Origin of the sequence: Micromonospora sp. NPDC049203 (assembly GCF_043197215.1) — a bacterium.
Taxonomy (GTDB): Bacteria; Actinomycetota; Actinomycetes; order Mycobacteriales; family Micromonosporaceae; genus Micromonospora.
The window spans coordinates 1-25,008 of sequence record NZ_JBICSV010000017.1 but is presented as its reverse complement, the minus strand read 5'-3'; the positions used below and the strand labels follow the sequence as shown (position 1 = coordinate 25,008).

Annotated in this window: 21 protein-coding genes and 2 tRNA genes; 12 read left to right on the top strand and 11 right to left on the bottom strand. The window is 70.7% G+C overall.

Annotated features, from left to right (window positions below; translation table 11 throughout):
- The first annotated feature begins 6 nt into the window (after positions 1-6).
- Positions 7-1,002: a D-alanine--D-alanine ligase gene (locus ACGFIA_RS28000; protein ID WP_357382145.1), complete on the top strand. Its 996-nt coding sequence runs from the start codon at positions 7-9 to the stop codon at positions 1,000-1,002.
- Positions 1,003-1,004: 2 nt separating this feature from the next.
- On the opposite strand, the gene ACGFIA_RS27995 is transcribed toward ACGFIA_RS28000, so the two are convergent.
- The 9 genes from ACGFIA_RS27995 to rpmH all read right to left on the bottom strand — a co-directional run bounded on the left by ACGFIA_RS27995 (position 1,005) and on the right by rpmH (position 9,900).
- Complete coding sequence (locus ACGFIA_RS27995) at positions 1,005-1,874, bottom strand: hypothetical protein (RefSeq protein ID WP_357382147.1); 870 nt, start codon at positions 1,872-1,874, stop codon at positions 1,005-1,007.
- Positions 1,875-3,455: 1,581 nt separating this feature from the next.
- Complete coding sequence (locus tag ACGFIA_RS27990; RefSeq protein ID WP_357382149.1) at positions 3,456-4,496, bottom strand: ParB/RepB/Spo0J family partition protein; 1,041 nt, start codon at positions 4,494-4,496, stop codon at positions 3,456-3,458.
- Positions 4,497-4,523: 27 nt separating this feature from the next.
- Complete coding sequence (locus ACGFIA_RS27985) at positions 4,524-5,858, bottom strand: AAA family ATPase (RefSeq protein WP_393262914.1); 1,335 nt, start codon at positions 5,856-5,858, stop codon at positions 4,524-4,526.
- Between the two features lie 245 nt (positions 5,859-6,103).
- The gene (gene rsmG / locus ACGFIA_RS27980; RefSeq protein WP_393262930.1) at positions 6,104-6,883 is read right to left on the bottom strand and encodes a 16S rRNA (guanine(527)-N(7))-methyltransferase RsmG; all 780 of its coding nucleotides are present in this window, start codon (positions 6,881-6,883) and stop codon (positions 6,104-6,106) included.
- A gap of 341 nt (positions 6,884-7,224) precedes the next feature.
- Entirely contained in the window at positions 7,225-7,815 is a 591-nt protein-coding gene (locus ACGFIA_RS27975; protein ID WP_357382151.1) for a R3H domain-containing nucleic acid-binding protein, read from the bottom strand.
- Positions 7,816-8,025: 210 nt separating this feature from the next.
- Positions 8,026-9,030: a membrane protein insertase YidC gene (yidC, locus tag ACGFIA_RS27970; protein WP_357382153.1), complete on the bottom strand. Its 1,005-nt coding sequence runs from the start codon at positions 9,028-9,030 to the stop codon at positions 8,026-8,028.
- Complete coding sequence (yidD, locus tag ACGFIA_RS27965; protein ID WP_013477538.1) at positions 9,031-9,270, bottom strand: membrane protein insertion efficiency factor YidD; 240 nt, start codon at positions 9,268-9,270, stop codon at positions 9,031-9,033.
- Between the two features lie 44 nt (positions 9,271-9,314).
- On the bottom strand, positions 9,315-9,728 hold the full coding sequence (gene rnpA / locus ACGFIA_RS27960; protein WP_357382155.1) for a ribonuclease P protein component: 414 nt from the start codon (positions 9,726-9,728) through the stop codon (positions 9,315-9,317).
- A gap of 34 nt (positions 9,729-9,762) precedes the next feature.
- Entirely contained in the window at positions 9,763-9,900 is a 138-nt protein-coding gene (gene rpmH / locus ACGFIA_RS27955) for a 50S ribosomal protein L34 (protein ID WP_091100492.1), read from the bottom strand.
- 576 nt (positions 9,901-10,476) lie between these two features.
- Here rpmH and dnaA point away from each other — a divergent pair.
- From dnaA to ACGFIA_RS27930, 5 genes are all read left to right on the top strand, one after another.
- Complete coding sequence (dnaA, locus tag ACGFIA_RS27950; protein ID WP_357382158.1) at positions 10,477-12,324, top strand: chromosomal replication initiator protein DnaA; 1,848 nt, start codon at positions 10,477-10,479, stop codon at positions 12,322-12,324.
- A gap of 1,439 nt (positions 12,325-13,763) precedes the next feature.
- A complete protein-coding gene (gene dnaN, locus ACGFIA_RS27945) occupies positions 13,764-14,897 on the top strand; it encodes a DNA polymerase III subunit beta (RefSeq protein ID WP_357382160.1) in 1,134 nt (377 codons plus the stop codon).
- Positions 14,898-14,937: 40 nt separating this feature from the next.
- Positions 14,938-15,810: a phosphogluconate dehydrogenase (NAD(+)-dependent, decarboxylating) gene (gene gnd, locus ACGFIA_RS27940; RefSeq protein ID WP_357382162.1), complete on the top strand. Its 873-nt coding sequence runs from the start codon at positions 14,938-14,940 to the stop codon at positions 15,808-15,810.
- 16 nt (positions 15,811-15,826) lie between these two features.
- Complete coding sequence (gene recF, locus ACGFIA_RS27935; RefSeq protein WP_357382164.1) at positions 15,827-16,957, top strand: DNA replication/repair protein RecF; 1,131 nt, start codon at positions 15,827-15,829, stop codon at positions 16,955-16,957.
- Entirely contained in the window at positions 16,950-17,555 is a 606-nt protein-coding gene (locus tag ACGFIA_RS27930) for a DciA family protein (protein ID WP_357382166.1), read from the top strand. The genes recF and ACGFIA_RS27930 overlap by 8 nt, the downstream gene beginning before the upstream one ends.
- On the opposite strand, the gene ACGFIA_RS27925 is transcribed toward ACGFIA_RS27930, so the two are convergent.
- Positions 17,546-17,785, bottom strand: coding sequence for a hypothetical protein (locus ACGFIA_RS27925; RefSeq protein WP_357382168.1), 240 nt, complete (start codon positions 17,783-17,785; stop codon positions 17,546-17,548). The genes ACGFIA_RS27930 and ACGFIA_RS27925 overlap by 10 nt on opposite strands.
- A gap of 68 nt (positions 17,786-17,853) precedes the next feature.
- Entirely contained in the window at positions 17,854-18,408 is a 555-nt protein-coding gene (locus ACGFIA_RS27920; RefSeq protein WP_120572509.1) for a hypothetical protein, read from the bottom strand.
- A 548-nt stretch (positions 18,409-18,956) separates the two neighbouring features.
- Between ACGFIA_RS27920 and gyrB the strand changes: the two genes are divergently transcribed.
- The 6 genes from gyrB (at position 18,957) to ACGFIA_RS27890 (ending at position 24,959) form a co-directional block, all read left to right on the top strand.
- Positions 18,957-20,903: a DNA topoisomerase (ATP-hydrolyzing) subunit B gene (gene gyrB, locus ACGFIA_RS27915; RefSeq protein ID WP_357478246.1), complete on the top strand. Its 1,947-nt coding sequence runs from the start codon at positions 18,957-18,959 to the stop codon at positions 20,901-20,903.
- Between the two features lie 131 nt (positions 20,904-21,034).
- Positions 21,035-23,554: a DNA gyrase subunit A gene (gene gyrA, locus ACGFIA_RS27910; protein ID WP_357382172.1), complete on the top strand. Its 2,520-nt coding sequence runs from the start codon at positions 21,035-21,037 to the stop codon at positions 23,552-23,554.
- A 3-nt stretch (positions 23,555-23,557) separates the two neighbouring features.
- On the top strand, positions 23,558-24,484 hold the full coding sequence (locus ACGFIA_RS27905) for a DUF3566 domain-containing protein (RefSeq protein WP_357382174.1): 927 nt from the start codon (positions 23,558-23,560) through the stop codon (positions 24,482-24,484).
- 142 nt (positions 24,485-24,626) lie between these two features.
- A tRNA-Ile gene (locus tag ACGFIA_RS27900) sits at positions 24,627-24,700 on the top strand.
- Positions 24,701-24,744: 44 nt separating this feature from the next.
- Positions 24,745-24,873: a DLW-39 family protein gene (locus tag ACGFIA_RS27895; RefSeq protein WP_013283222.1), complete on the top strand. Its 129-nt coding sequence runs from the start codon at positions 24,745-24,747 to the stop codon at positions 24,871-24,873.
- Between the two features lie 10 nt (positions 24,874-24,883).
- Positions 24,884-24,959, top strand: a tRNA-Ala gene (locus ACGFIA_RS27890).
- The last annotated feature ends 49 nt before the right edge of the window (positions 24,960-25,008 follow it).

The window sequence follows — 25,008 nt, the reverse complement described above, 5'->3', positions numbered from 1 at the left end:
GCCCGCATGTCCGACAGCACCGCCGCACCCTCTCCCGTGACCGGATCCGCCGTCGACGAGCTGCACGTGCTCGTGCTCGCGGGTGGCCTCTCCTACGAGCGGGACGTCTCGCTGCGCTCCGGCCGCCGGGTCCTCGACGCGCTGCGCGCGGTGGGCGTGCAGGCGGAACTGCGCGACGCCGACGTGGCGCTGCTGCCCGCCCTGACCGCCGACCCGCCGGACGCGGTGGTGATCGCCCTGCACGGCGCCACCGGCGAGGACGGCTCCCTGCGCGGCGTACTCGACCTCTTTGACGCGCCCTACGTCGGCTGCGACGCCCGCTCGTCCCGGCTCGCCTGGGACAAGCCGTCGGCGAAGGCGGTGCTGCGCGAGGCGGGCATCCCCACCCCCGACTGGGTGGCGCTGCCGCACGACCGCTTCTCCGAGCTGGGCGCGGTGGCCGTCCTGGACCGGATCGTCGAGCGACTCGGGCTGCCGCTGATGGTCAAGCCCGCGCAGGGCGGTTCCGGACTGGGCGCCGCCGTGGTCCGGGAGGCGGCGTCGCTGCCGGCCGCGATGGTGGGTTGTTTCGCGTACGACCAGACGGCGCTCGTGGAGCGCTACGTCCCCGGAATGGACGTGGCCGTCTCCGTGCTCGACCTCGGCGAGGGCCCGCAGGCCCTGCCCCCGGTCGAGATCGTGCCGCGCAACGGCGTCTACGACTACGCGGCCCGCTACACCGCCGGGCGCACGACCTGGCACGCGCCCGCCCGGCTCGACGCCGCGACCACCGCCCGGGTGACCGAGGTGGCGCTCGCCGCACACACCGCGCTCGGCCTGCGCGACCTGTCCCGGGTCGACCTGATCGTCGATGCCGAGGGCGAGCCGCACGTGCTGGAGGTGAACGTCTCGCCGGGCATGACCGAGACGTCGCTCCTGCCGCTGGCGATCCAGGCGGCCGGGCTGGACTTCGGCCGGGTCCTGGGCACGCTCGTGACCCGGGCCGCCGCCCGCCGGCGCTGAGCTCAGCTCTCCGGGGTACGCGCCCGGCCCGGCCGGTCGTCCGGCGTGTTCTCCCGGTCGTCCGCGTCTTCGCCGTCCGGGGCGGTGTTCGGCTTGGCATCCTGGGCGGCGTCCGGCTCCGGACCGTCCTGCGACTCCGGGTCGGGCTCCGACGGGCCCGCCGAGGGGTCTGAGAGGTCCGCTGCCGCGTCGGACTCCGGAATCTCGTCCGCTGCCTCGATCACCGACACGGTCTCCTCCTCGGGCTCCTCAGGAGTGTTGGCTGGGGAGGTCGGGGAGAGAGTCGACGGTGCCTGCCAATGGATGCGCGGCGGCTCGGCCAACGGACGGCCACCGAACTCGGCGAGCCACGCGGCCACCATCGCCAGGTTCTCCCGCCACTGCTCCTCGGAGATCGGCGGCAGGATCGAGTCCCACAGCGACAGGAACGTGCCCCGCAGTTGCAGTCGCCCGTACGGCCGGGCCAGGAACCACAGGTGCAGGTGCGCCGACCCGTCGCCCCACCGGTTCACGTGAACCCGGGCCACCCCGTCGAGCGAGCGCACGGCCCGCTCCAGGCGCACGGTCATCACGCCCAGCTCGGCGGCGAGCAAATTCGGCAGGTCGCCCAGATCCAGGTGGGAGCGGGACTCCAGGATCAGGACCATCGGCAGGCCGGTGGGCCGGTCCATGGCGCGTACGCGCCACCGCTCACCGACCCAGATGTACGCCTCGTCGGGCGCGTTGCAGGCGGTGCACTCCCGGTCCGCCTCGCCACGGCGGGGAGGTTCGAACGGTACGGGCTCGTCGAGCTGCTTGACGCGGAGATCGCCCTCGAAGGGGAACGACGGCCACTGGGTGAAGTCGGGAACTGAGGGAGGGGTGTCCGGCACGACGCTGACCCTAACCGAGTTGGCGACGCCTGTCCCTACCCGTTCCGCTGGCCGCACACAGGTTGTCCACCGCGTTGTCCACAGGCTGCCGAGATCACCAGCACAGCGCGTCATGCACTGCTCAGCAAGGGTTTCATCGCTTCGTTTCACGTGAAACGAAGCGGGCCTGTGGACAACGGCTGTGGATAACCGGGGATGACTCCGGGCCCGTTCTTCAAACGATCCGGCGACGGATCCGCACCGGGTCGCGGTGGCTCCTCGTGTTCGTTTCACGTGAAACGCGCGGTGGCCGTGATTCGCCTCTTGCTCGGCGGCTGTCGGCTGTCGGCTGTCCCAGACTCGGCCGTGCCCGGGCTGCTTCCTTCTCGTCGAGGGCCGGGCTACCGAGCTATCGCGAGGCGGCTCCTGAAGCGGCCGAGACGGTCACTCGTCGACCGGGGCCACATCGGCGTCGGCGGGATGGAGGCTTGGGCTGATACGGCTTGCAGCCATGCCGCCAGCCCGCGTGTCATCGTTGGCCGGCCTCACCGAAGCCGACGCGGCTGCTGTTTCACGTGAAACGGCTCGCCCTCGTCAGCCACTGCCCTGAGCGGATGAGCCTCGGGCCGGATGTCGTTTCGGCAGCGCGACGACCCGGTGCCGAATCTTCAGCCGTCTCATCCACGCCGGCTCGATCGCTCGGACCGTCGGACACTGCTCTGATGTACGTCCGCGCATGGCGAAGGCGGCGACGCGCCGCCGGATCCGCACCGGCGCGGACCGGCCTTGCGGCCTCGGCTCTCCTGGGCCGAACCCCGAAGTGTCCGCCCTCCGTCCACCGGGTGGCACCGGCGCATGGGGCGGCCAGGCCGGCGGTGTCGGTTCACCAGGATGCCGGTGGGCTCGTTTTCGCCGCCACGCTCCCGGTGGTCCGGCTCGCCACGGCCTGTCGAGCGTCGCTCGTACGAGGGCGGCATGTGTGAGATCGGGCTGCCCCACGCGAGCGCACTGATCCGGACTACAGCCGTCGGACCTTCTCACGCCAGGGCCGGGCACTCCGGTTGAGGAGTCCACGGCCACGGTTCGCGCCTCAAGGCTCGCCCTTCAAGCCTCGTACTTCATGATCTGGCGCTCTCGTGGCTCATGCTTCAGGGCTCCGCTCGCCGCGCCCCATCGTTCGACGCGCCACGGACGCTCCGCCCCTCAGGCTCTGGCCCGCCGATCTCCGCCGCTGGACTGGCCGCTCCTCGCTCGGTACTTCGCCTTTGCCTAGAGGCCAAATCGTCCGCCCGCCTGACATCTGACACCTGACGCTTGCCAGCTGCCAGCTGCCGCCTGACGCCCCCGCCGCCGCCATCGCCTGACGCCAGTCGCCAGTCGCCAGTCGCCAGAACTCAGGGCTGGCGACCGAAGCATCGCTCGACCACGGCTCCCCGTTTCACGTGAAACGGCGGCAGGGGCGGGAGACTCGGCGACCGCTCACGGGCTGGCGAGAGCCCAAACTTCGACGCCTCGGCCAGCAGAGCAAGCAGGCCCCGTAACAGATCCGGCCGCACCGCCTCGTCGGGCGGTGCGGCCGGATCAACAGTCGGAGAAGTCGGGCTACGCCTCGGGCTGCCCCTCCTCGCCCATGCCGATGATCCCGACGATCCGCTCCAGGTCGTCAACGGTGGCGAACTCTATCGTGATCTTGCCCTTGCTGCGGCCGATGTCGACCTTCACCCGGGTGTCGAACCGGTCGGAGAGCCGGTCCGCCAGATCGGTAAGGGCTGGGGCGTGCGGCTTCGGCCGGCGCTTGGCCGCGGCCGACTTCGCCGGTTCCTCGGCGAGCGCCAGGTGCACGAGTTCCTCGGCGCCGCGTACGGTGATGCCCTCGCGGACGATCCGCTCCGCCAGCGCCTCCTGTGCCTCCGCGTTGTCCAGGCTGAGCAAGGCCCGGGCGTGGCCGGCGGAGAGAACGCCAGCGGCGACCCGGCGCTGCACGGCGGGCGGCAGGTTCATCAGCCGGATGGTGTTGGAGATCTGCGGGCGGCTACGGCCGATCCGCCGGGCCAGTTCCTCGTGCGTGGCGCCGAACTCCTCCAGCAGTTGCTGGTACGCCGCCGCCTCTTCGAGCGGGTTGAGGTTCGCGCGGTGGATGTTCTCCAGCAGCGCGTCGCGGAGCATCGCGTCGTCCTTGGTGTCCCGGACGATGGCGGGGATGGTCTCCCGGCCTACCGCCTGGGCGGCACGCCAGCGCCGCTCACCCATCACGAGTTCGAACTTCTCGGGGTCGAGCTGGCGAACCACGATCGGCTGGAGGAAGCCGACCTCCTGGATCGAGGTCTTCAGCTCCTCCAGTGCCTCCTCGTCGAAGACGTGCCGGGGCTGCTTCGGGTTCGGCACGATCGAGTCGACCGGGATCTCCGCGAAGCGGGCGCCGGGTACCGGGCTCAGATGAGACTCGGGCTCGGCCGGCGGAGGCGGGGCGCTTCCGACGCCACCGGTGATGGCAGCGGTCGCGCCGGCAACCGGGGCCGACGGAGACGCGGCGCCGGCCGGCGGCTCCGGCTCGACGGCAGCCGGTTCGGTGCCCGGTACCGGGCCGGTGGGGATGAGGGCGCCGAGCCCTCGGCCCAGCCCGCCGCGGGGACGGTTCTTCATACGATGCCTCCCAGCGACATCTCCGCACTACGCATTCCGGCTCACCGGCTCCTTGACGCCTCGCTCCGCGATCTCCTGGGCGGCCTCGAAGTAACTCGTGGCCCCCCGCGAACCGGGATCGTAGGTCATCACCGACTGGCCGTAGCTCGGTGCCTCGGAGACACGCACGTTGCGGGGGATGACGGCCTGGAGCACCTTGTCCCCGAAGTGGTTCCGGACGTCCTGCTCCACCGCGTCGGCCAGCCGCGTACGCCTGTCGTACATGGTGAGCAGGATCGTGGAGACCTCGAGCTGCGGGTTGAGGTGCTGGCGTACCAGGTTGATGTTGTTGATCAGCTGGTTGAGGCCCTCCAGCGCGTAGTACTCGCACTGGATCGGAATCAGCACCTCCTGCGCGGCCACGAGGGCGTTGACAGTGAGCAGGCCGAGCGACGGCGGACAGTCTATGAAGACGTAGTCGAAGTGCCCCGGGTATGCGGCGATGGCCCGCGCCAGACGCGACTCCCGGGCCACCACCGAGACCAGCTCGATCTCGGCACCGGCCAGGTCGATGGTGGCCGGCACGCACCACAGGTTGGGGATGCCCTCGACAGCCTGCGCCACCTCTTCGAGCGGCACGCTGTCGATCAGGCAGTCGTACACGTCGGGCACGCCTGTGTGGTGCGGCACGTTCAGACCGGTGGAGGCGTTGCCCTGCGGGTCAAGGTCGACCACGAGCACCCGGTTGCCGTGCAGCGCGAGCGCCACTGCGAGGTTCACTGTGGTGGTCGTCTTACCGACGCCGCCCTTCTGGTTGGCGACGCACATCACCCGGGTCCGGTCGGGGCGCGGCATGGTGACCTCGCCACTGGGATTCAGGATCTGCACGGCGCGCATCGCCTCCATAGCCAACGGTGGATCATCCTCTTCGCGCGTCGGGGTTTCACGTGAAACGTACGTGCTGGCGTCTACCTGGTCCCCGTACCCGTCCGCCTGTGGAGTGTCGGACGGTGCCACGGTGGCCTCGGGGGCGGCCTGGTGCGGCACGGCCGAGACAGGCGGCTGGGGTTCGTAGCGGGTGGGTACCGCGACGTTCGCCCGCACTGCGGGCGGACGCGGGGCCGGCGCGTTCACCGGGCCGTCGGCCGGGTCGAGCGGGTCGCGGGCCGGCGGCACGTTGGCAGGCGCGGACGAGACCGGGCGCACGCCGCCGACCGGTGACTCCCGTCGCTTCGACGGCTGGACCGGATGCGGGGAGGGCGGCTCGCCGGACTCGTTCACCGTCCACTCCTGGTAGTTGGTTTCACGTGAAACGGGGTCGGCGGAGGGCTGGCCTCCTGGTCCGGTCAACCGTGGATCGTCGTACCTGCTGTCGTCATGCACCTGTCATCCCTACCCGCTCCGGATGGTCGGTCCGCACCCGTCGAATCGCGTCCGCGCCGCGCGCGGCGCCATCGGCTCGGCGGGAACCGTCGGGCTCGGGTGCCGCCCGGCACCGCCGTTTCCACGCTATCGACGCGCGGTCAGCCTACGGCCGACGGGCGTGGTGGGTCCATGTCGGGTTGTGATCGATCACGTCACGCCCACCGGTCCAACGACCGGACCGGGCGTGCGGAATGGCGTACCGATCAGCGGTCGCCGCGACGGCGGCCGCCCCGGGACCGCTTCGGCTTCTTGGGACGGCGCGGGTTGACCACGCGCTCCCGGACCACCTCGACCACAGTCGCCGGGGGTTCGATCACGCCGGCACCGCACCTGTGCAGTTCCGGCGTTCCGCCGCCGAGACGGGTCACGGCCTCGGCGTGCTCGGTGATCTCGTCGGCTGCCGAGGCGCCCTTGAGCGCCACGAGCCGGCCTCCGGGCGCCAGGAGCGGCAGGCACCACGAGGCGAGCCGGTCCAGCGGCGCCACCGCGCGGGCCGTCACGATGTCGGCGCTCAACGGTTCCCGGTCACGCGAGCCGGCCGCCGCCTCCTCGGCCCGCCCACGGAACACACGCACGTCCCGGGTCAGGCCGAGACGCTGTACCGCCTCGATCAGGAAGGCGGTGCGCCGGGCCAGCGGCTCCACAAGCGTCACGGTGAGGTCGGGACGCGCGATCGCCAGCACCAGGCCGGGCAGCCCGGCTCCGGAGCCGACGTCGATCACTGTGGCTCCCTCCGGGATCCGTTCCGCCACCACCGCGCAGTTGAGCAGGTGCCGTTCCCAGAGCCGGGGCGTCTCGCGGGGACCGATCAGGCCGCGGACCACGCCGTCGGTGGCGAGCAGTTCGGCATACGAGGCGGCCAGGTCGAGCCGGTCACCGAACAGCGCGCGGGCGGCCTCCGCCAGTTCCGGCGGGAGCATCGCCGACGCCGGGTCGGGTGGCAGCGCGCTCGGCTCCGGGTCGGGTGCGCCTGAACCGTCCATTAAGGACGGCGGCTCCTCCGGCGGTTCCGCGAAGACCGGGTCGGCCTCCGTGACCGGAGCGGCGGGCGTGGCCTCCACCGGCTGCTCGCCGGAGAAGGCGGGCGTCACGTCCACCGCCGGATCGGCGGGCTCGATCCCCGCCACCACCGCCGGCTCGCCGGAGAAGGCGGGCTCGCCGGGGTCGGTCGCGGCCTTACCGGGGTACGCCGGGTCGGCCGGCCCGTCGTCGTCGGAGAAGATCGGGTCGACAGTGGGGTCAGGGCGCACAGCCGACGGCCCGGGCGGCGTACCGCCCGGGCCGGTCGCGGCTCCTGCCGTCGTCTCGTCGGAGATCACTGACCTCAGTCCGCCACCGGCCGGACGATGATGCGGCGGTTGGGCTCGACGCCCTCGGACTCGCTCTCCACCCCGCTCATCGCGTTCACCACGTCGTGCACGCACTTGCGCTCGAACGCGGACATCGGCTCCAGGCGCACCGGCTCACCGTGCTCCTTGACCTTCTCCACCGCGTTCTTCGCCACGGCGGCCAGCTCCTTGCGCCGGGCGGCCCGGTAGCCGCCGACGTCGAGCAGCAGCCGGCTCGGCGTGCCGGTCTGGCGGAACACGGCCAGCCGGGCCAGTTCCTGAAGCGCCTCAAGGGTCGCGCCGCGCTGGCCGACCAGGTTCTGCAGCCGGCCGCCGACCACCTCGACGACCGGGCGGCCACCGGACACCAGCTCGTCGATGTCGCCGTCGTAGTCGAGGATGTCCAGCAGACCCTCGACGTAGTCGGCGGCGATCTCGCTCTGCCGGAACAGGTCGCTCTCGGCCGGGGCCTTCTTCTCCCGGGCCTCGCCCGCGGTGTCGTCGGCCTCGGTGACAGCGGTAACGGGGGTCTCCTCGTCCAGGGACTGGTCGGCGCTGGGGGTGCTGGTCTCGGTCACGGGTCTCATCTCCGTACTCGCTCGGCCGGACCGTCGGGGGTCCGCTGGTCTCCCGGGGCCGGCGGGAGGTTCGCCGGGTGCCCTCGGGCACGTCTGTACGGGCCAGTTTCGCCCGTGTCCGCGCTCCGCGCGGCGATTCCGGCCCGGCGCCGACTCCTCGGATGGCAGCACGCGGCCGGAACGGGCCACCGTCGGCGTCGCGACGGTGGCCCTGTGGGCTCAGCCCTGTCGCTTGGCGGGCCGGTTGCCGCCCTTCTTCGGGTTGGTCGGCTTGGCGCCCGGCTTCGGGCCGGCGACCTTCGGCGCCGCGGCCGGAGCCTTCGCCGGCGGCTGCGCCGCCTTGCGGCCGAACAGGCCACCGGTCTTGGCCGGCTGCCCCGGGCCCTTGCCGGCGCCGGTGCCCTTGGCGGCGCTGGTGCTCTTGGCGGTCACCGGCGGCGGGAACTTCCGCAGCACCCACTGCTGCTGGCCGAGCGTGAAGAGGTTGTTCGTGACCCAGTAGATGATCACACCGATCGGGAAGATCGCGCCCGAGATCAGCAGCGACAGCGGGATGCCGTAGAGCATCAGCCGCTGCACCATGCGCTGCTGCGGGTCCTCGGCCCACCCGGTCTTGAGGATCATCTGCCGGCTGGTCAGGTAGGTGGTGGCGATCATGATCAGCACCAGGATGCCGGCGACCACCTTGACCGTGCCGGTGCTCGCGCCCAGCCGGCTCAGCTCCTCGGCGGTGGAGCCGAACTTGCCGGAGATCGGCGCGGTGAACAGCGTCGCGTTGGAGGCGCTGTTGAACTGGTCGACGGTCCAGCCGTACAGCGTCTTGCCCTGGTTGTCGGGCGTGAGGCGGCGCAGCGTGTGGAACAGGCCCAGGAAGACCGGGATCTGGAGGAACATCGGAAGGCAGCCCATGAGCGGGTTGGCCTTTTCCTTCCGGTAGAGCTCCATCATCTCCTTCTGGAGCGTCTCCCGGTCCCCCTTGTGCTTCTCCTGGAGCTCCTTCACCTTCGGCTGGAGCGCCTGCATGGCACGCTGCGACTTGATCTGCTTGACGAAGACCGGGAACAGGATCACCCGGACCGTCACCACGAGGAACACGATGGCGAGGATCCAGGCCCAGTTCGTACCGATCACGGTTCCGACCGGCACTCCGATGGCGTCCCAAGCCGAGTGCCAGGCCAGCAGGATCCACGAGATCGCGTAGTAGATCCAGTCGAGACTAAACACTCAGGCTCCAGTCACGTCGGAACGGCGGCGGTCGCCCGGCTCGGGGACCGGGTCGTGTCCACCTGGGTGGAAGGGATGGCAGCGCGACAGCCGACGGACCGTCAGCCAGGCGCCCCGCAGCGCACCGTGCCGAGACACCGCCTCCACGGCGTAGGCACTGCACGACGGGTAGAACCGGCAGCGGGCCGGCAGAGCCGGACTTATCCACCGACGGTACGCGATGATGGGCGCCAACAGGATGCGGGCACCGGTTGTGGGGGACGGCGTCGCCGTCGTCGGGCCGTTCACCGCGACCGCCGTCCCCGGGGGGACCGCGCGGCGGCGAGGGCTGCGTCCAGGTCGGCCCCGAGCCGGGCGTACGTCGTGTCGGCGGAAGCGGGCAGCGCGCGTACCACCAGGGTGGTGCCGGCGGGCAGCTCGGCCAGCCGCTCGCGGACCAGGTGCCGCAGGCGACGGCGGACCTTGTTACGGACCACCGCGCCGCCGACGGCCTTGGACACGACGAAGCCGGCGCGGCTGGGTGCGGAGGTCTCCGCACCGTTGCTCCGCGCCGGCTCCGGCGAGAGTGTCGCTGTGGTGCCGATCGGCTCGGGGATGGTCAGGTGGACCACGACGGCGCCACGGCCGACTCGTCGGCCACCGCGAACCGCTGCGGCGAAGTCGCTACTGCGCCGCAGTCGTTGCGCGGCGGCCAGCACGACTGCCCACGTCCCCGGACCGGACCTGTCGGCGTCAGGCCGACAGGCGCGCGCGGCCCTTGGAGCGACGGGTCGAGATGATGGCGCGGCCGGCACGGGTGCGCATGCGCAGCCGGAAGCCGTGGGTCTTCGCGCGCCGACGGGTGTTCGGCTGGTAGGTGCGCTTGCTCACGTCAGGCTCTCCGTTGTCGTACGCCCCGCGCGGCGGATCGCCCGGGGTCGTGTGCTGGTCCAGATCACCTGTCGGTGACCTCCGATCGGCGCTGCCGTGACACGCGCCCCGGCGATGCGGGGTGACAGCCACGGACAGCAAGCATCAATCACCCTAGCAGAGGGCGAGAGAGCAGCCGCTCCAGCCTACGCAGGGGCGCAATGACCGTCAAACGTCACACTCGGGCGTCCGACCTGCGCGCAACCGCGGCCGAAGGGGCGGTTTTCACTGATGTTGCCAAGGTCGTCAGGGTGTCGCCGGTTGATGCTGTGGGGTCCGCGCTGTTAGCGTGCGCGATTGCGGTCGGCGTCGGGGTCCGGGGTTTGTCGCCGATCGGCAAGACCGGACACGCTGTTGAATCGTTCGGCACGGTGAACCCGCTTCAACGCCTCCCTGGATCGAGGGGGGGCAGGTCCGACCCGCGTCCGGTGGGCGGCCACAATCGGTCGGTACACAGGCTGTGGATAACTTGTGGATGACGACCGGTCAGCCGTCCGGGCGGGCGTGAGAAGGAGCAGGCGAGGGGGTGGCACGACGGTGACCGGAGCGACCGACCTTGCCGCGGTGTGGACGGCGACCACCGACGAACTCGCCGACGAGATCATCTCCGCGCAACAACGGGCGTACCTCCGGCTCACCCGGCTACGGGCGATCGTCGAGGACACCGCGCTGCTCTCGGTGCCCGACGCCTTCACCCGGGACGTGATCGAGTCCCGGCTCCGCCCGGCCATCACCGAGGCGTTGAGCCGGCGGCTCGGCCGGCCGATCCAGGTGGCCGTCACCGTACGGGTCGCCGACGACGCCGGTGCCCGCCCGGCCGGCACGGTCTACCGCAGCAACCCGGAGCCGCTGCCCGAGCACGACGGCGCCGCCCCGCTGCCCGGTTTCGACCAGCCCGGCCCGCCGGCGTCCGGCCCGCCCTTCCCGTCTCGGCGCCCGGAATCCGGGTACGGCGAGCCGGGGTACTCCGATTCCGGGTACGGCGAGCCGCGGCCGGAGCAGCCGATGGACGAGCCGGCACCCCGCCAGCGGACCGCCGACGGTTCCCGCCCGCACCTGATCCCGGCCGGCCGCGACGCGCAGGACACGCTTTTCGGCGCCGCGTTCGGCGAACCGGTGCGTAACGCGCCCGACCGCCGCGCCTTCGACGAACGCACCCGGGTCGAGCCGCACGTGCCCGACGCCGGGGGATACGAGCCCCGGTACCGGGAGAGCCCGGCCGCCGACCCCGCGCCGATGCGCGGCCTGCCCCGCGACGGCGCCACCGACAACGGCCCCGGCCGGGGCGGCGCCGACCACCGCCGCCCGGGTGGCGGCCAGGCCGACCGCAGGCTCCCCGGCGGTACGGAGAGCGGCGGCAACCGGCTCAACCCGAAGTACATGTTCGAGACGTTCGTCATCGGCTCGTCCAACCGGTTCGCGCACGCCGCGAGCGTGGCGGTGGCCGAGTCACCGGCCAAGGCGTACAACCCGCTGTTCATCTACGGCAGCTCCGGGCTGGGCAAGACCCATCTGCTGCACGCCATCGGGCACTACGCCACGACGCTCGGCAACGCGCGCTCGGTCCGGTACGTCTCGACCGAGGAGTTCACGAACGACTTCATCAACTCGCTGCGCGACGACAAGACGAGCGCGTTCCAGCGCCGCTACCGGGACGTGGACATCCTCCTGATCGACGACATCCAGTTCCTGGAGAACCGGGAGCGGACGCAGGAGGAGTTCTTCCACACCTTCAACACGCTGCACAACGCCAACAAGCAGATCGTGATCACGTCCGACCGCTCGCCGAAGCAACTGGCGACGCTGGAGGACCGGCTGCGTACCCGGTTCGAGTGGGGCCTGCTCGCCGACATCCAGCCGCCGGACCTGGAGACGCGGATCGCGATCCTGCAGAAGAAGGCGGCGCAGGAGCGGCTGTACGCCCCGCCGGACGTACTGGAGTTCATCGCGTCCCGGGTGTCGAACTCGATCCGCGAACTGGAGGGGGCGCTGATCCGGGTCACCGCCTTCGCCAGCCTCACCCGATCCTCGGTCGAGCTGTCGCTGGCCGAGGAGGTGCTGCGGGACTTCATCCCGGACGGCGCCGGCCCGGAGATCACCGCCGACCAGATCATGGTGTCGACGGCCGACTACTTCGGGGTGAGCCTGGAGGACCTGCGCGGCCACTCCCGCTCCCGGGTGCTGGTCAACGCGCGTCAGGTGGCCATGTACCTGTGCCGCGAGTTGACCGACCTGTCGCTGCCCCGGATCGGGCAGGCGTTCGGCGGCCGCGACCACACCACTGTGATGCACGCGGACCGCAAGATCCGTCAGCAGATGGCGGAGCGGCGCTCGCTCTACAACCAGATCGCCGAGCTGACCAACCGCATCAAGCAGAACACCTAACCCTGCCCGCCTCTCGCCTCTCGCCCTCACCGCCCGGCCACTTCGGCGGTGATCAAGGAGTTTGTGTAGGCCGGGCACGTGTTTTCCGACCAAAACTCCTTGGTCAACAGGAGAAGCCGGGCGCGGGGGCGTAGCTGGGGTTGGGTTGGTCCCGCCTGGGGCGCCAATACCGTGATCGACGCGCCGCTTGGTCGCTCGACACGCTTCGTCCGGAGCGAAGGGTGGGCTCCGTCGCAGATCTTGGAAGTTCTACGCCCCTGTGGCGGCCGTTTCATACCAAGATCGCGCAGAGCCAGCCGAAGCAGGCCGGAGTGGAAGGCCAGTGCGGAGCCGGAGCGGAGCGAGAAGCCGGAGCTGAACCGACAGCCGGGCCTTGGGAACAAGGTCGGAGACGGGCAGCCGTAGTTGGCCGCGCGGGGCGACCAAGAGTCGGCGCCGCGGTGAGTCCGCCTCGTCCAGCCATTCCCTGGTCCGCGAGTCCGCCCGTCTACCAGGGCTGACGGGCTGACGGGCTGACGGGCTGACGGGCTGACGGGCTGACGGGCTGACGATGAGGCTACCGGCGACAAATCGGACGCCCGAGGCCGTCAACCTCATGATCGACGCGAGCACGCGCATAAGCGGGAGCGGGAGCGGGAGCATCGGCCGGAAGCCGGGGCGGCGAGCCGGCTCACGTGAGTGAGGCGACGTCGTTGGAGGGCGCCACGGGCCGGGTCGGGCGAGTGGCGGCAAGCCGACAACGGAACTTGTTGACCCTCGACCCGGTGGAGGGCCGAGGATCGGTCCCGTGCTTGTCCACAGCTCGTACCCGTTGTCCACAGCCCCTGTGTCACAGGCGGTGGACAACCACGCTTCGCACTCGGCCGGTTACCCACAGACTGTGGACAACTCCTGGGGACGAGCCTGTGGACGCCTGGGGACGACTGTCACGTTGTCCCCAGACGGTGGCCGGCCTGTGGGCGGGCTGTTGAAGGTTCTGGGGATAGCGGTCGTCGGCGCTGCCACGGTTGTCCACAGAGCTGGGGAGAAAACCGGTGGATTACCGGTGGACAACCGGTGGACAGCCGTGGAAAACCCGGCGGCTGGCGAGGGCTGTGGACCGGGACACGAGTTTTACCCCTGGTTCTCCACAGCCAAACCACCTGTAGATAACGTGTCTGAGCTGCGCGGACGCGGGTTCTCCACAGTTTGCACAGGTGCGATGAAGACGATGAGTTATCTCTTCTAAACAACAAAAACCAATCATCACCGTTGGACTTCCTGTGGATCGGGCCGAAGCACTGCCGTCGGCAGTCGCCCGGGCACCTGGATCCACGGGGTCGGGCGCACAGCCGATGCCCGCGCGCCCTAAGGTGCGATGGGTACCCGCACGGTCGGGCGGGACGGGTGGCAGCGGTCGGCATGAGAGAGTTGTCGCTGACGTCGACGCGGAGGCATTGATGAAGTTCCGAGTGGAGCGCGACGCGCTCGCCGAGGCGGTCGCGTGGACCGCCAAGAGCCTGCCCAACCGACCCTCCGTACCGGTGCTGGCCGGGGTGATGCTCCGGGTGACCGACGGCAACCTCCAGGTCTCCGGCTTCGACTACGAGGTCTCCAGCCAGGTGACCGTCGAGGTGCAGGGTGACGCGGACGGCGCCGCCCTGGTCTCCGGCCGTCTGCTCGCCGAGATCACCAAGGCCCTGCCGGCCAAGCCGGTGGACATCGCCGCCGTCGGCGCCCACCTGGAGCTGGTCTGCGGCAGCGCCCGGTTTACGCTGCCCACCATGCCGGTGGAGGACTACCCCACGCTGCCGGAGATGCCGGAGAGCGCCGGCACCGTGGACGCCGCCGCCTTCGCCGCCGCCGTGGCCCAGGTGGCGGTGGCCGCCGGCCGCGACGAGACGCTGCCGATGATGACCGGCGTACGCATCGAGCTGAGCGGCGGCACGATGGCCATGCTCGCGACCGACCGCTACCGCCTCGCGCTGCGCGAGATGGAGTGGAACCCGGACGACCCGGAGATCAGCCTCAACGCGCTGGTGCCAGCCCGCACGCTGCACGACACCGCGAAGGCGCTCGGCCCGCTCGGCGGCCACGTCACCATGGCGCTGTCCTCCGGCGGTGCCGGTGAAGGCATGATCGGCTTCTCCGGCGGCACCCGCCGGACCACCAGCCGGCTGCTCGACGGCGCCAACTACCCGCCGGTGCGGTCGCTGTTCCCGGCCGACCACAACGCCGAGGCCCGTGTCGCCGTCTCCTCGCTCATCGAGGTGGTCAAGCGCGTCGCGCTGGTCGCCGAGCGCACCACACCGGTCCTGCTCAGCTTCAGCGCCGACGGTCTGGTGGTCGAGGCGGGCGGCACCGAGGAGGCCCGGGCCAGCGAGGCCATGGACGCCACCTTCAGCGGTGAGCCGCTGACCATCGGGTTCAACCCGCAGTACCTCATCGACGGTCTGACCAACCTGGGCGCGCAGCACGCGCTGCTCCGGTTCGTCGACGCGTTCAAGCCCGCGGTCATCTCCCCGGCCGGCGAGGATGGCGAGGTCATCCCGGGGTACCGGTACCTCATCATGCCGATCCGCGTGTCCCGCTGATCGCAGGCAGCACGACCCTGACGTACGGAGGTAGGAGCAGATGCAGCTCGGCCTGGTAGGACTCGGCCGGATGGGCGGCAACATGCGGGAGCGGTTGCGCGACGCCGGGCACGAGGTGGTCGGCTACGACCACAACCCGGAGATCAGCGACGCCGCGAGCCTGGCCGAGCTGGCCGAGAAGCTCCAGTCGCCCCGCGCGATCTGGGTGATGGTCCCCGCCGGCGTCACCGACGCCACCATCGACGAGCTCGCCGGTGTGCTCGGCGAGGGCGACATCATCATCGACGGCGGCAACTCCCGGTTCAGCGACGACGCACCGCGTGCCGAGCGGCTGAACGAGCAGGGCATCGGCTACCTCGACGTCGGCGTCTCCGGCGGCGTCTGGGGCCGGCAGAACGGGTACGCGCTGATGGTCGGCGGCGCGCAGGAGCACGTCGAGCGCCTCATGCCGATCTTCGAGTCGCTCAAGCCCGAGGGCGAGTTCGGTTTCGTGCACGCCGGCCCGGTCGGCGCCGGCCACTACGCCAAGATGGTGCACAACGGCATCGAGTACGGCCTGATGCACGCCTACGCCGAGGGCTACGAGCTGATGGCCGCCTCCGAGCTGGTGACGAATGTGCCCGGCGTGTTCAAATCGTGGCGCGAGGGCACCGTGGTCCGGTCCTGGCTGCTCGACCTGCTGGACCGGGCTCTCGACGAGGACCCGGAGCTGGCCGAGCTGAGCGGCTACACCGAGGACACCGGCGAGGGCCGCTGGACCGTGGACGAGGCGGTCCGGCTCGCCGTGCCGCTCAACGTCATCACCGCGTCGCTCTTCGCCCGGTTCGCCTCCCGGCAGGACGACTCGCCCGCCATGAAGGCCGTCGCCGCGCTGCGCCAGCAGTTCGGCGGACACGCCGTCCACAAGCGCTGACCGGTATCCACAGGCTGTGTACGTTCGCCGGCTCGAACTGGTCGACTTCCGCTCCTACGAGCGGGTCGGCGTCGACCTGGAGCCGGGCCCGAACGTGCTCGTCGGCGCCAACGGCGTCGGCAAGACCAACCTGGTCGAGGCGCTCGGCTACGTGGCGACCCTGGACTCGCACCGGGTCGCCACCGACGCCCCGCTGGTGCGGATGGGCGCCGCCTCGGCGGTGATCCGCTGCGCCGTGGTGCACGAGGGCCGGGAGCTGCTGGTCGAGCTGGAAATCGTCCCGGGCAAGGCCAACCGGGCCCGGCTCGGCCGGTCCCCGGCCCGCCGCGCCCGGGACGTCCTCGGCGCGCTGCGCCTGGTGCTGTTCGCGCCGGAGGACCTGGAACTGGTCCGAGGCGACCCGGCCGAACGCCGCCGCTACCTGGACGACCTGCTGGTCACCCGCCAGCCCCGCTACGCCGGGGTACGCGCCGACTACGAGCGCGTGGTCAAGCAACGCAACGCGCTGCTGCGTACCTCGTACCTCGCTCGCAAGACCGGGGGAACCCGCGGCGGCGACCTGTCGACGCTGGCCGTGTGGGACGCGCATCTGGCCCGGCACGGCGCGGACCTGCTCGCCGGCCGCCTGGAGCTGGTCGCCGCGCTGACCCCGCACGTGGCGAAGGCGTACGACGCGGTGGCGGCCGGCCGCGGCGCGGCGGGCATCGCGTACCGGCCTTCGGTGGAGCTGCCCGAACCCGGCGCCGACCGCGCGGCGCTGGCGGAGGCGCTCACCGCCGCGCTCACCGCGAACCGCGCCGCCGAGATCGAGCGCGGCACCACGCTCGTCGGCCCGCACCGCGACGACCTGGCGCTGTCGCTCGGCCCGCTGCCCGCCAAGGGGTACGCGAGCCACGGCGAGTCCTGGTCGTACGCGCTGGCGCTGCGGCTGGCCGGGTACGACCTGCTGCGCGCCGACGGGATCGAGCCGGTGCTGGTGCTCGACGACGTCTTCGCCGAGTTGGACACCGGCCGCCGGGAGCGGCTGGCCGAGCTGGTCGGCGGCGCCAGTCAGCTTCTGGTCACCTGTGCTGTGGACGACGACGTGCCGGCGACCCTGCGCGGCACCCGGTACACGGTGGGCGACGGGACGGTGCGGCGTGTCTGACGACGAGGTGCGGCTCCCGCCCGCGCGGCTCGGGCCGGGGCGCGACGCGCGTACCCCGGGAAATCCGGCGGGCGGTGAGCCGGCCGCGAACCCGCCGGAGGGCGCGAGCGGGCCGGAACTGGCGCGGGCCGTGCTCGACGCGGCGAAGGCCCGGCGGCAGGCGGCGGCCCCGCGACGGCGCGGCGCGGTCCGCGGCGACGGCGAGAAGCGGCTGCGCGGCTACTCGGGCCCCGGGCCGGACCCGCGCGACCCGCAGCCGCTCGGCGCGGTGCTGGACAAGCTGATGAAGGCGCGCGGCTGGCAGCAGCCGGCGGCCGAGGCGACTGTGTTCGGCGCGTGGGAGAAGGTGGTCGGCGCGGAGGTCGCGCAGCACAGCCGCCCGGTCAAGCTGGAGGACGGCGAGCTGACAGTTGAGGCCCGCTCGACGGCGTGGGCGACGCAGTTGCGCCTGCTGGCGGGCTCGCTGCTCAAACAGATCGCCAGCGAGGTGGGCCACAACGTGGTGCGCAAGCTGCACATCCACGGGCCGGCGGCGCCGTCGTGGTCGCGCGGCCCTCGACGGGTACGCGGGCGCGGCCCCCGCGACACCTACGGCTGATCGACACCGCCCGAACGCCGTGCCTCCCGCCGGGCGCGCTTGAGTTCGCGTTGCTCGCGGCTCCACTGCTTGCGGCGTTCCAGGTCCTGCTTCCACGCCTCGCGGGCCAGCTTCGAGCCGCCCTGCACCGCGCCCTGCACCTGGGAGGGGCCGGCGAGGTTCTGGAAGACCCAGCCCAGCAGGCGGCCACCCTTGCCGGAGGCGTCGCCCACCTGCTCGTCGTCGCTCATCGGCCGCCCTCTCCGTCGCGGGGTTCGTGCACCACAATTGGTACACCACCCGGCTGTGGCGGGTGCGGTCAGGCGTCGGCGTAGACCGCGAAGCCCCGCTCCGCGCAGCGCCGGTAGAAGGCGGCCAGCACACTCAGCTCGGCGCAGGTGAAGTTCCACTGCGGCGGATCGCCGTTCTCGTCCCGTAGCCGGTCCAGCCGGCTGTCCAGCCAGCGGAGCTGCTGCTCGGCCAGCCGGCCGTCGCCGAGCAGCGCGCGCAGCACCTCGCTCACCGACTCGAACGTGACCGGCTCGCCGTACGGCCGGTGCCGGGCGACGAACTTCTCCACGCCCTCGGCGATCCAGGAACAGCCGTCCGGGTCGATCACCGGGTCCTCGTCCTCGACCGCGTTCTCCGTGGCGTAGAGCACATTCTCCAGGCCGAGGATCAGGTCGACCAACTCGGTGTACGCGGTCGCGCGTACCGTGCCGGTCTTGGCGATCAGCTCGGCGAGCGCCGCGGTCGGCGCGGAGATCCGGGGCATGTCCACGATCTCGCCGAAGTCCACGAACTCAGCCGGCGCGACCGGGTCGTAGAAGCGGCCGGTCCGCGGCCAGTGCACCGCGACGTTGTCCAGCCCCATCTGGCGTCACCTCTCACGAAGCGTTTTCGGACCATCTCCGACGATCGTCCCGGTTCCGGGCGCAAAAGATCAAGACCGCAACGGCGGCGCCGCAAAAGCTACGGCACGCCGGGCCCGGCCGCGACCCCCGGGCGGGTGTGTCCGCCGACCCCGGCCGGAAGACCGTCCCGGCTCACGGTGGCCGGTGGCGCGGTAACGGCCCGTTGGCGTGTGGGGGGAGTCGTGGGCGGCGCGGTTCGTCCGGCTACGGCATTCTCAGCCGCCCCGGAGAGGGTGCCGAGTGGCGGTTTGGTCGGCTCCGCACAGTAAGATTGAGGGCGAGACGAAAGACCCGAGACGGAGCGACGGACAGGGGCCCGCATGAGCCCTCGATCATAGTCCCGCATCGGGTCCGAGCCGATCGCGATCCGCGGGCAACCGCGGCGCCCGGCGCACGTGATCCGAGCCTGGCGACCCCAGGGGCGGACCATGCGCGCCGACGTCGTGTCCTGTCCGCCGAACCCGCGCCTCCGCGCCCACGCGCGGCCGGTGCGAGAAAGTGGCCGAGCGTGGCAGCGGAGGACAACAAGAAGTACGGTGCCGAGTCCATCACCGTGCTCGAGGGCCTGGAAGCGGTCCGGAAGCGGCCCGGTATGTACATCGGGTCCACCGGCGAGCGCGGTCTGCACCACCTGGTGTGGGAGGTCGTCGACAACGCGGTGGACGAGGCGCTGGCCGGGCACTGCGACACCATCGACGTGGTGCTGCTGGCCGACGGTGGTGTCCGGGTCACCGACAACGGCCGTGGCTTCCCGGTCGACCTGCACCCCAAGCTGAAGAAGCCGGGGGTCGAGGTCGCCCTGACCGTGCTGCACGCGGGCGGCAAGTTCGACGGCAAGGCGTACGCCGTCTCCGGCGGCCTGCACGGCGTCGGCGTCTCCGTGGTCAACGCGCTGTCCACCCGGATGGCCGTGGAGATCCACAAGGACGGCTTCGTCTGGCGGCAGGAATACCACCACTCCAAGCCGACGCCGTTGGAGAAGGGCGAGGAGACCGACCGCACCGGTTCGGCCGTCTCCTTCTGGCCCGACCCGGACGTCTTCGAGACGGTCGACTTCGACTTCCACACCATCTACCGCCGCCTCCAGGAGATGGCCTTCCTCACCCGGGGTCTCACCATCCACCTGCTCGACGAGCGGGTGCCGGAGGACGAGGACGGCAAGACCCGCGAGGTCACCTTCCACTACGAGGGCGGCATCGCCGACTTCGTCCGGCACCTCAACGCCTCCAAGAGCCCGATCCACAAGACGGTGGTCGAGTTCGGCGCCGAGGAGACGGGCATGTCGGTCGAGATCGCCATGCAGTGGAACGAGTCGTACGGCGAGTCGGTCTACACCTTCGCCAACAACATCAACACCCACGAGGGCGGCACCCACGAGGAAGGCTTCCGGGCCGCGCTGACCAGCGTCGTCAACCGCTACGGCGCCGAGAAGAAGCTGCTCAAGGGCGACGAGCGCCTTTCGGGTGAGGACATCCGCGAGGGCCTGGCCGCGATCATCTCGGTCAAGCTCACCGACCCGCAGTTCGAGGGCCAGACCAAGACCAAGCTGGGCAACACCCCGGTCAAGGGCTTCGTGCAGCGGGTCTGCAACGAGTCGCTCGTCGACTGGTTCGACCGCAACCCGGCCGAAGCGAAGATCATCATCCAGAAGGCGTCCCAGGCGGCGCGCGCCCGGATCGCCGCCCAGCAGGCGCGCAAGCTCGCCCGGCGCAAGTCGCTGCTGGAGTCCGGCTCGATGCCCGGCAAGCTGGCCGACTGCCAGTCCACCGACCCGCGTGAGTCCGAGGTCTTCATCGTCGAGGGCGACTCGGCCGGCGGCTCGGCCAAGCAGGGCCGCGACCCGCGCGTCCAGGCGATCCTGCCGATCCGCGGCAAGATCCTCAACGTCGAGAAGGCCCGCATCGACCGGGTGCTGAAGAACAACGAGGTGCAGGCGCTGATCACCGCGCTCGGCACCGGCATCCACGACGACTTCGACATCGAGAAGCTGCGCTACCACAAGATCGTGCTGATGGCCGACGCCGACGTGGACGGCCAGCACATCCAGACGCTGCTGCTCACCCTGCTGTTCCGCTTCATGCGGCCGCTGGTCGAGCTGGGCCACGTCTACCTGGCCGCCCCGCCGCTCTACAAGATCAAGTGGAACAAGAAGGGCGACGACGCCCAGTACGCGTACTCGGACCGCGAGCGCGACGGGCTGATCGCCCTGCGCCAGCAGAAGAAGCCAAACGCCCGCCCGGACGACATCCAGCGGTTCAAGGGTCTCGGCGAGATGAACTACCCCGAGCTGTGGGAGACCACGATGAACCCGGGGACGCGTACGTTGCGGCGGGTCACGCTCGACGACGCCGCCACGGCGGACGAGCTGTTCAGCGTCCTGATGGGCGAGGACGTCGAGGCTCGCCGGTCGTTCATCCAGCGCAACGCCAAGGACGTGCGGTTCCTGGACATCTGACGGACGCGCCCGGGCCGGCCGGACATCCACCGGCCGGCCCGGAAGTCCACAGAGTTATCCACAGTCTGAACGCTTTCCACAGCCGTTATCCACAGCGAGACCACGACTGAAGAGTCTGATAAGGGTTAACAGTGACCGATACTCCCGAGTCCACCCCGAACGAGCCGGAGACCCCGGAGGCACTGGCCGCGGTTGTCCAGCACGACCGGATCGAGCCGGTCGGCCTCGAGGTCGAGATGCAGCGCTCGTACCTCGACTACGCGATGAGCGTCATCGTCGGGCGGGCCCTGCCGGACGTCCGGGACGGGCTCAAGCCGGTCCACCGCAAGATCCTCTACGCCATGTTCGACTCCGGCTACCGGCCGGACCGCGGGTACGTGAAGTGCTCCCGCGTCGTCGGCGACGTGATGGGCCAGTTCCACCCGCACGGTGACTCGGCCATCTACGACGCGCTGGTCCGGATGGCGCAGCCGTGGTCGCTGCGCTACCCGCTCGTCGACGGCAACGGCAACTTCGGCTCGCCGGGCAATGATCCGGCTGCCGCCATGAGATATACGGAGTGCAAGCTCGACCCGCTGGCGATGGAGATGCTGCGGGACATCGACGAGGACACCGTCGACCTGCAGGACAACTACGACGGCCGGGCCAAGGAGCCCACCATCCTGCCGTCGCGGATCCCGAACCTGCTGATCAACGGTTCCGAGGGCATCGCGGTCGGCATGGCCACCAAGATCCCGCCGCACAACCTGCGCGAGATCGGCGCGGCCGTGCAGTGGTGCCTGGAGCACCCGGAGGCCGACGAGGCCACCACGCTGGAAGCCCTGCTGGAGATCGTCAAGGGCCCGGACTTCCCGACCCACGGCCTGATCGTCGGCCAGGCGGCCATCCAGGACGCGTACCGGACCGGGCGTGGCTCGATCCGGATGCGCGCCGTGGTCGAGGTGGAGGAGGACAAGCGGGGTCGGCCGGCGCTCGTGGTCAGCGAGCTGCCCTACCAGGTCAACCCGGACAACCTCGCCGAGCGCATCGCCGAGCTGATTAAGGAGGGCAAGCTCGCCGGCATCGCCGACATCCGCGACGAGTCCTCCGGGCGTACCGGTATGCGGATCGTGCTCGTGCTCAAGCGCGACGCGGTCGCCAAGGTGGTGCTGAACAACCTCTACAAGCACACCCAGCTCCAGGAGACGTTCGGCGCCAACATGCTGGCGCTGGTCGACGGCGTGCCGCGCACGCTCAACCTGGCCCAGTTCATCCGCTACTACGTCGAGCACCAGATCGAGGTGATCCGGCGGCGGACCGCGTTCCGGCTGCGCAAGGCCGAGGAGCGGGCGCACATCCTGCGCGGTCTGTCCAAGGCGCTGGACGCCCTGGACGAGGTGATCGCCCTGATCCGTCGCTCGCCCACTGTGGAGGACGCCCGGCAGGGCCTGATCCGGCTGCTGGACATCGACGAGGTCCAGGCGACCGCGATCCTGGACATGCAGCTGCGCCGGCTCGCCGCCCTGGAGCGGCAGCGGATCCTGGACGACCTGGCGAAGCTCGAACTGGAGATCGCCGACCTCAAGGACATCCTGGCCAAGCCGGAGCGGCAGCGGCAGATCGTCTCGGAGGAGCTGGGCGAGATCGTCGCGAAGTGGGGCGACGAGCGGCGCACGAAGATCGTGCCGTTCGACGGCGAGGTCTCGATGGAGGACCTCATCGCCCGCGAGGACGTGGTGGTGACGATCACGCGCACCGGGTACGCGAAGCGGACGAAGGTCGATCTCTACCGGTCACAGCGCCGCGGCGGGAAGGGCGTCAGCGGGGCGACGCTCCGCCAGGACGACATCGTCAGCCACTTCTTCGTATGCTCTACCCACGACTGGATCCTGTTCTTCACGAACAAGGGTCGGGTCTACCGGGCGAAGGCTTACGAGCTTCCCGAGGCCAGTAGGGTGGCCAAGGGCCAGCACGTGGCCAACCTGCTCGCGTTCCAGCCCGACGAGCAGATCGCGCAGATCATTGAAATCCCGAACTACCAGGTGGCGCCCTACCTGGTACTGGCCACGAAGAACGGCCTGGTGAAGAAGACGCGGCTCGAGGAGTTCGACTCCAACCGTTCCGGCGGCATCATCGCGATCAACCTGCGCGATGAGGACGAGCTGGTCGGTGCGGTGCTGGCCGCACCGGAGGACGACCTGTTGCTGGTGTCGAAGAACGCCCAGGCGATCCGCTTCAACGCCACCGACGACGCGCTGCGTCCGATGGGCCGGGCCACCTCCGGCGTGATCGGCATGCGCTTCAGCGGCGAGGACGAGTTGCTCGCCGTCGAGGTGGTGCGAGAGGGTCTTGACGTTCTGGTCGCGACGAACGGGGGTTACGCGAAACGTACCCCGATCGAGGAATACCCGGTCCAGGGCCGGGGAGGTAAGGGCGTGCTGACCGCGAAGATCACCGAGCGACGCGGTGGCCTGGTCGGCGCGGTCGTGATCGATCCGGAGGACGAGCTGTTCGCCATCACGAGCAACGGCGGCGTCATTCGGACTCCGGTGAAGCCTGTACGCCGTACGCGTGACCGGAACACAATGGGGGTCAAGCTGATGGACCTCCCGGACGGCGTGACTATCGTGGCGATTGCTCGCAATGCCGACGAGCCTGACGAACAGGACTAGTTGATGACGGAGACACAGGCGAAGTCGGGGAACAAGGGGACCTCGGCCAATCCGGTCGAGGAGGAGGCCGCGCAGGGCGGCACACCAGCGACCGGCCGCGCGGCCGTGGGCCGGGCCACGGTTCCCGCCGACGCGCCTGCCCCGAAGTTCACCCGGGCTCCCGGCATGACCCCGCCTCCGGACAAGCCGGGCGAGGACTCCGGTTCCCGGGACTCGACCGAGACCAAGGTCGACGCGCCGACGTCGGCCGACGGTCTGGCCGCTCCGGCCGCCAATTCCGCGAACGCCACGAACACCCAGGCGATCAAGATGCCGTCGGCGTCCGGCCGGGCCTCCACGGGCACGACCGGCACGCAGCCCCGGATCGGCGCCGGCCTGGGCACCGCCCCGAAGACGTCACCGGACGGCTCGCGTCCGGCCGGCGCCGGGAACGCCCAGAACCGGCCCGCAAACGGCGGCGGCCTGCCGCCGGGCATCAGCGGCGCGGCAGCCGTCGGCGCCGCGCGCGTGGGTGAGGCGGTACGCGCCGCGCGTACCTCGGTCGGCTCGGCCGCGTCGCGCGGACCGCGACGGGCCCGGCTGAACCTGAAGCGGATCGACCCGTGGTCGGTGATGAAGTTCGCCTTCGCGGTGTCCGTGGTTCTCTTCATCGTGGTCGTCGTGGCGACGTCGGTGCTCTACCTGGCGCTGGACGCGATGGGTGTGTTCAAGAGCGTCAACGACAGCCTGACCGACCTGGTGAACGCCGGGGGCGGCCAGGGTGGCGGCGGCTTCCGGATCACCGCCAAGGGCGTGATCCTGACGTCGGCGCTGATCGGCCTGGTGAACGTCGTGCTGTTCACCGCGCTGGCCACGCTCAGCGCGTTCGTCTACAACGTCTGCGCCGACCTGGTCGGCGGCATCGAGCTGACGCTCGCCGAGCGGGACTGATCGGCCGACGCCGGGGCACCGCGTAAAGCGGTCGCCCCGGCGTCGTGCGTCCGGGTAGGTTCGAGATGGCGCGGGTGCTTCCGCCGCGGACCCCGATTTGGGCGCGGTGGAGGCGATGGGTTAACCTAGCTCGTCGCTACGCGGGGCTATAGCTCAGTCGGTTAGAGCGCAGAGCTGATAACTCTGAGGTCGCTGGTTCGATTCCAGCTAGCCCCACCGCACATCGTCCGACGGCAGTCGAGCGCGAGGGGTCAAGCAACATGTTCAAGAAGCTCCTGATCCTGGCCGGCATCGTCGGTGTGGCCGCCGTCGTGGCCAAGAAGGTCAAGGCCTCGAACGACGAGCGCGCCCTGTGGCACGAGGCGACCACGGCACCCGACCTGCGCTGAGCACCGTCACGGGGCCCTAGCTCAACTGGCAGAGCACTGCCTTTGCAAGGCAGGGGTTAGGGGTTCGAGTCCCCTGGGCTCCACCAGCACTTTCCCCGGTTGATCTCGGGTCCGAGTACAGCCATTCGTACAGCC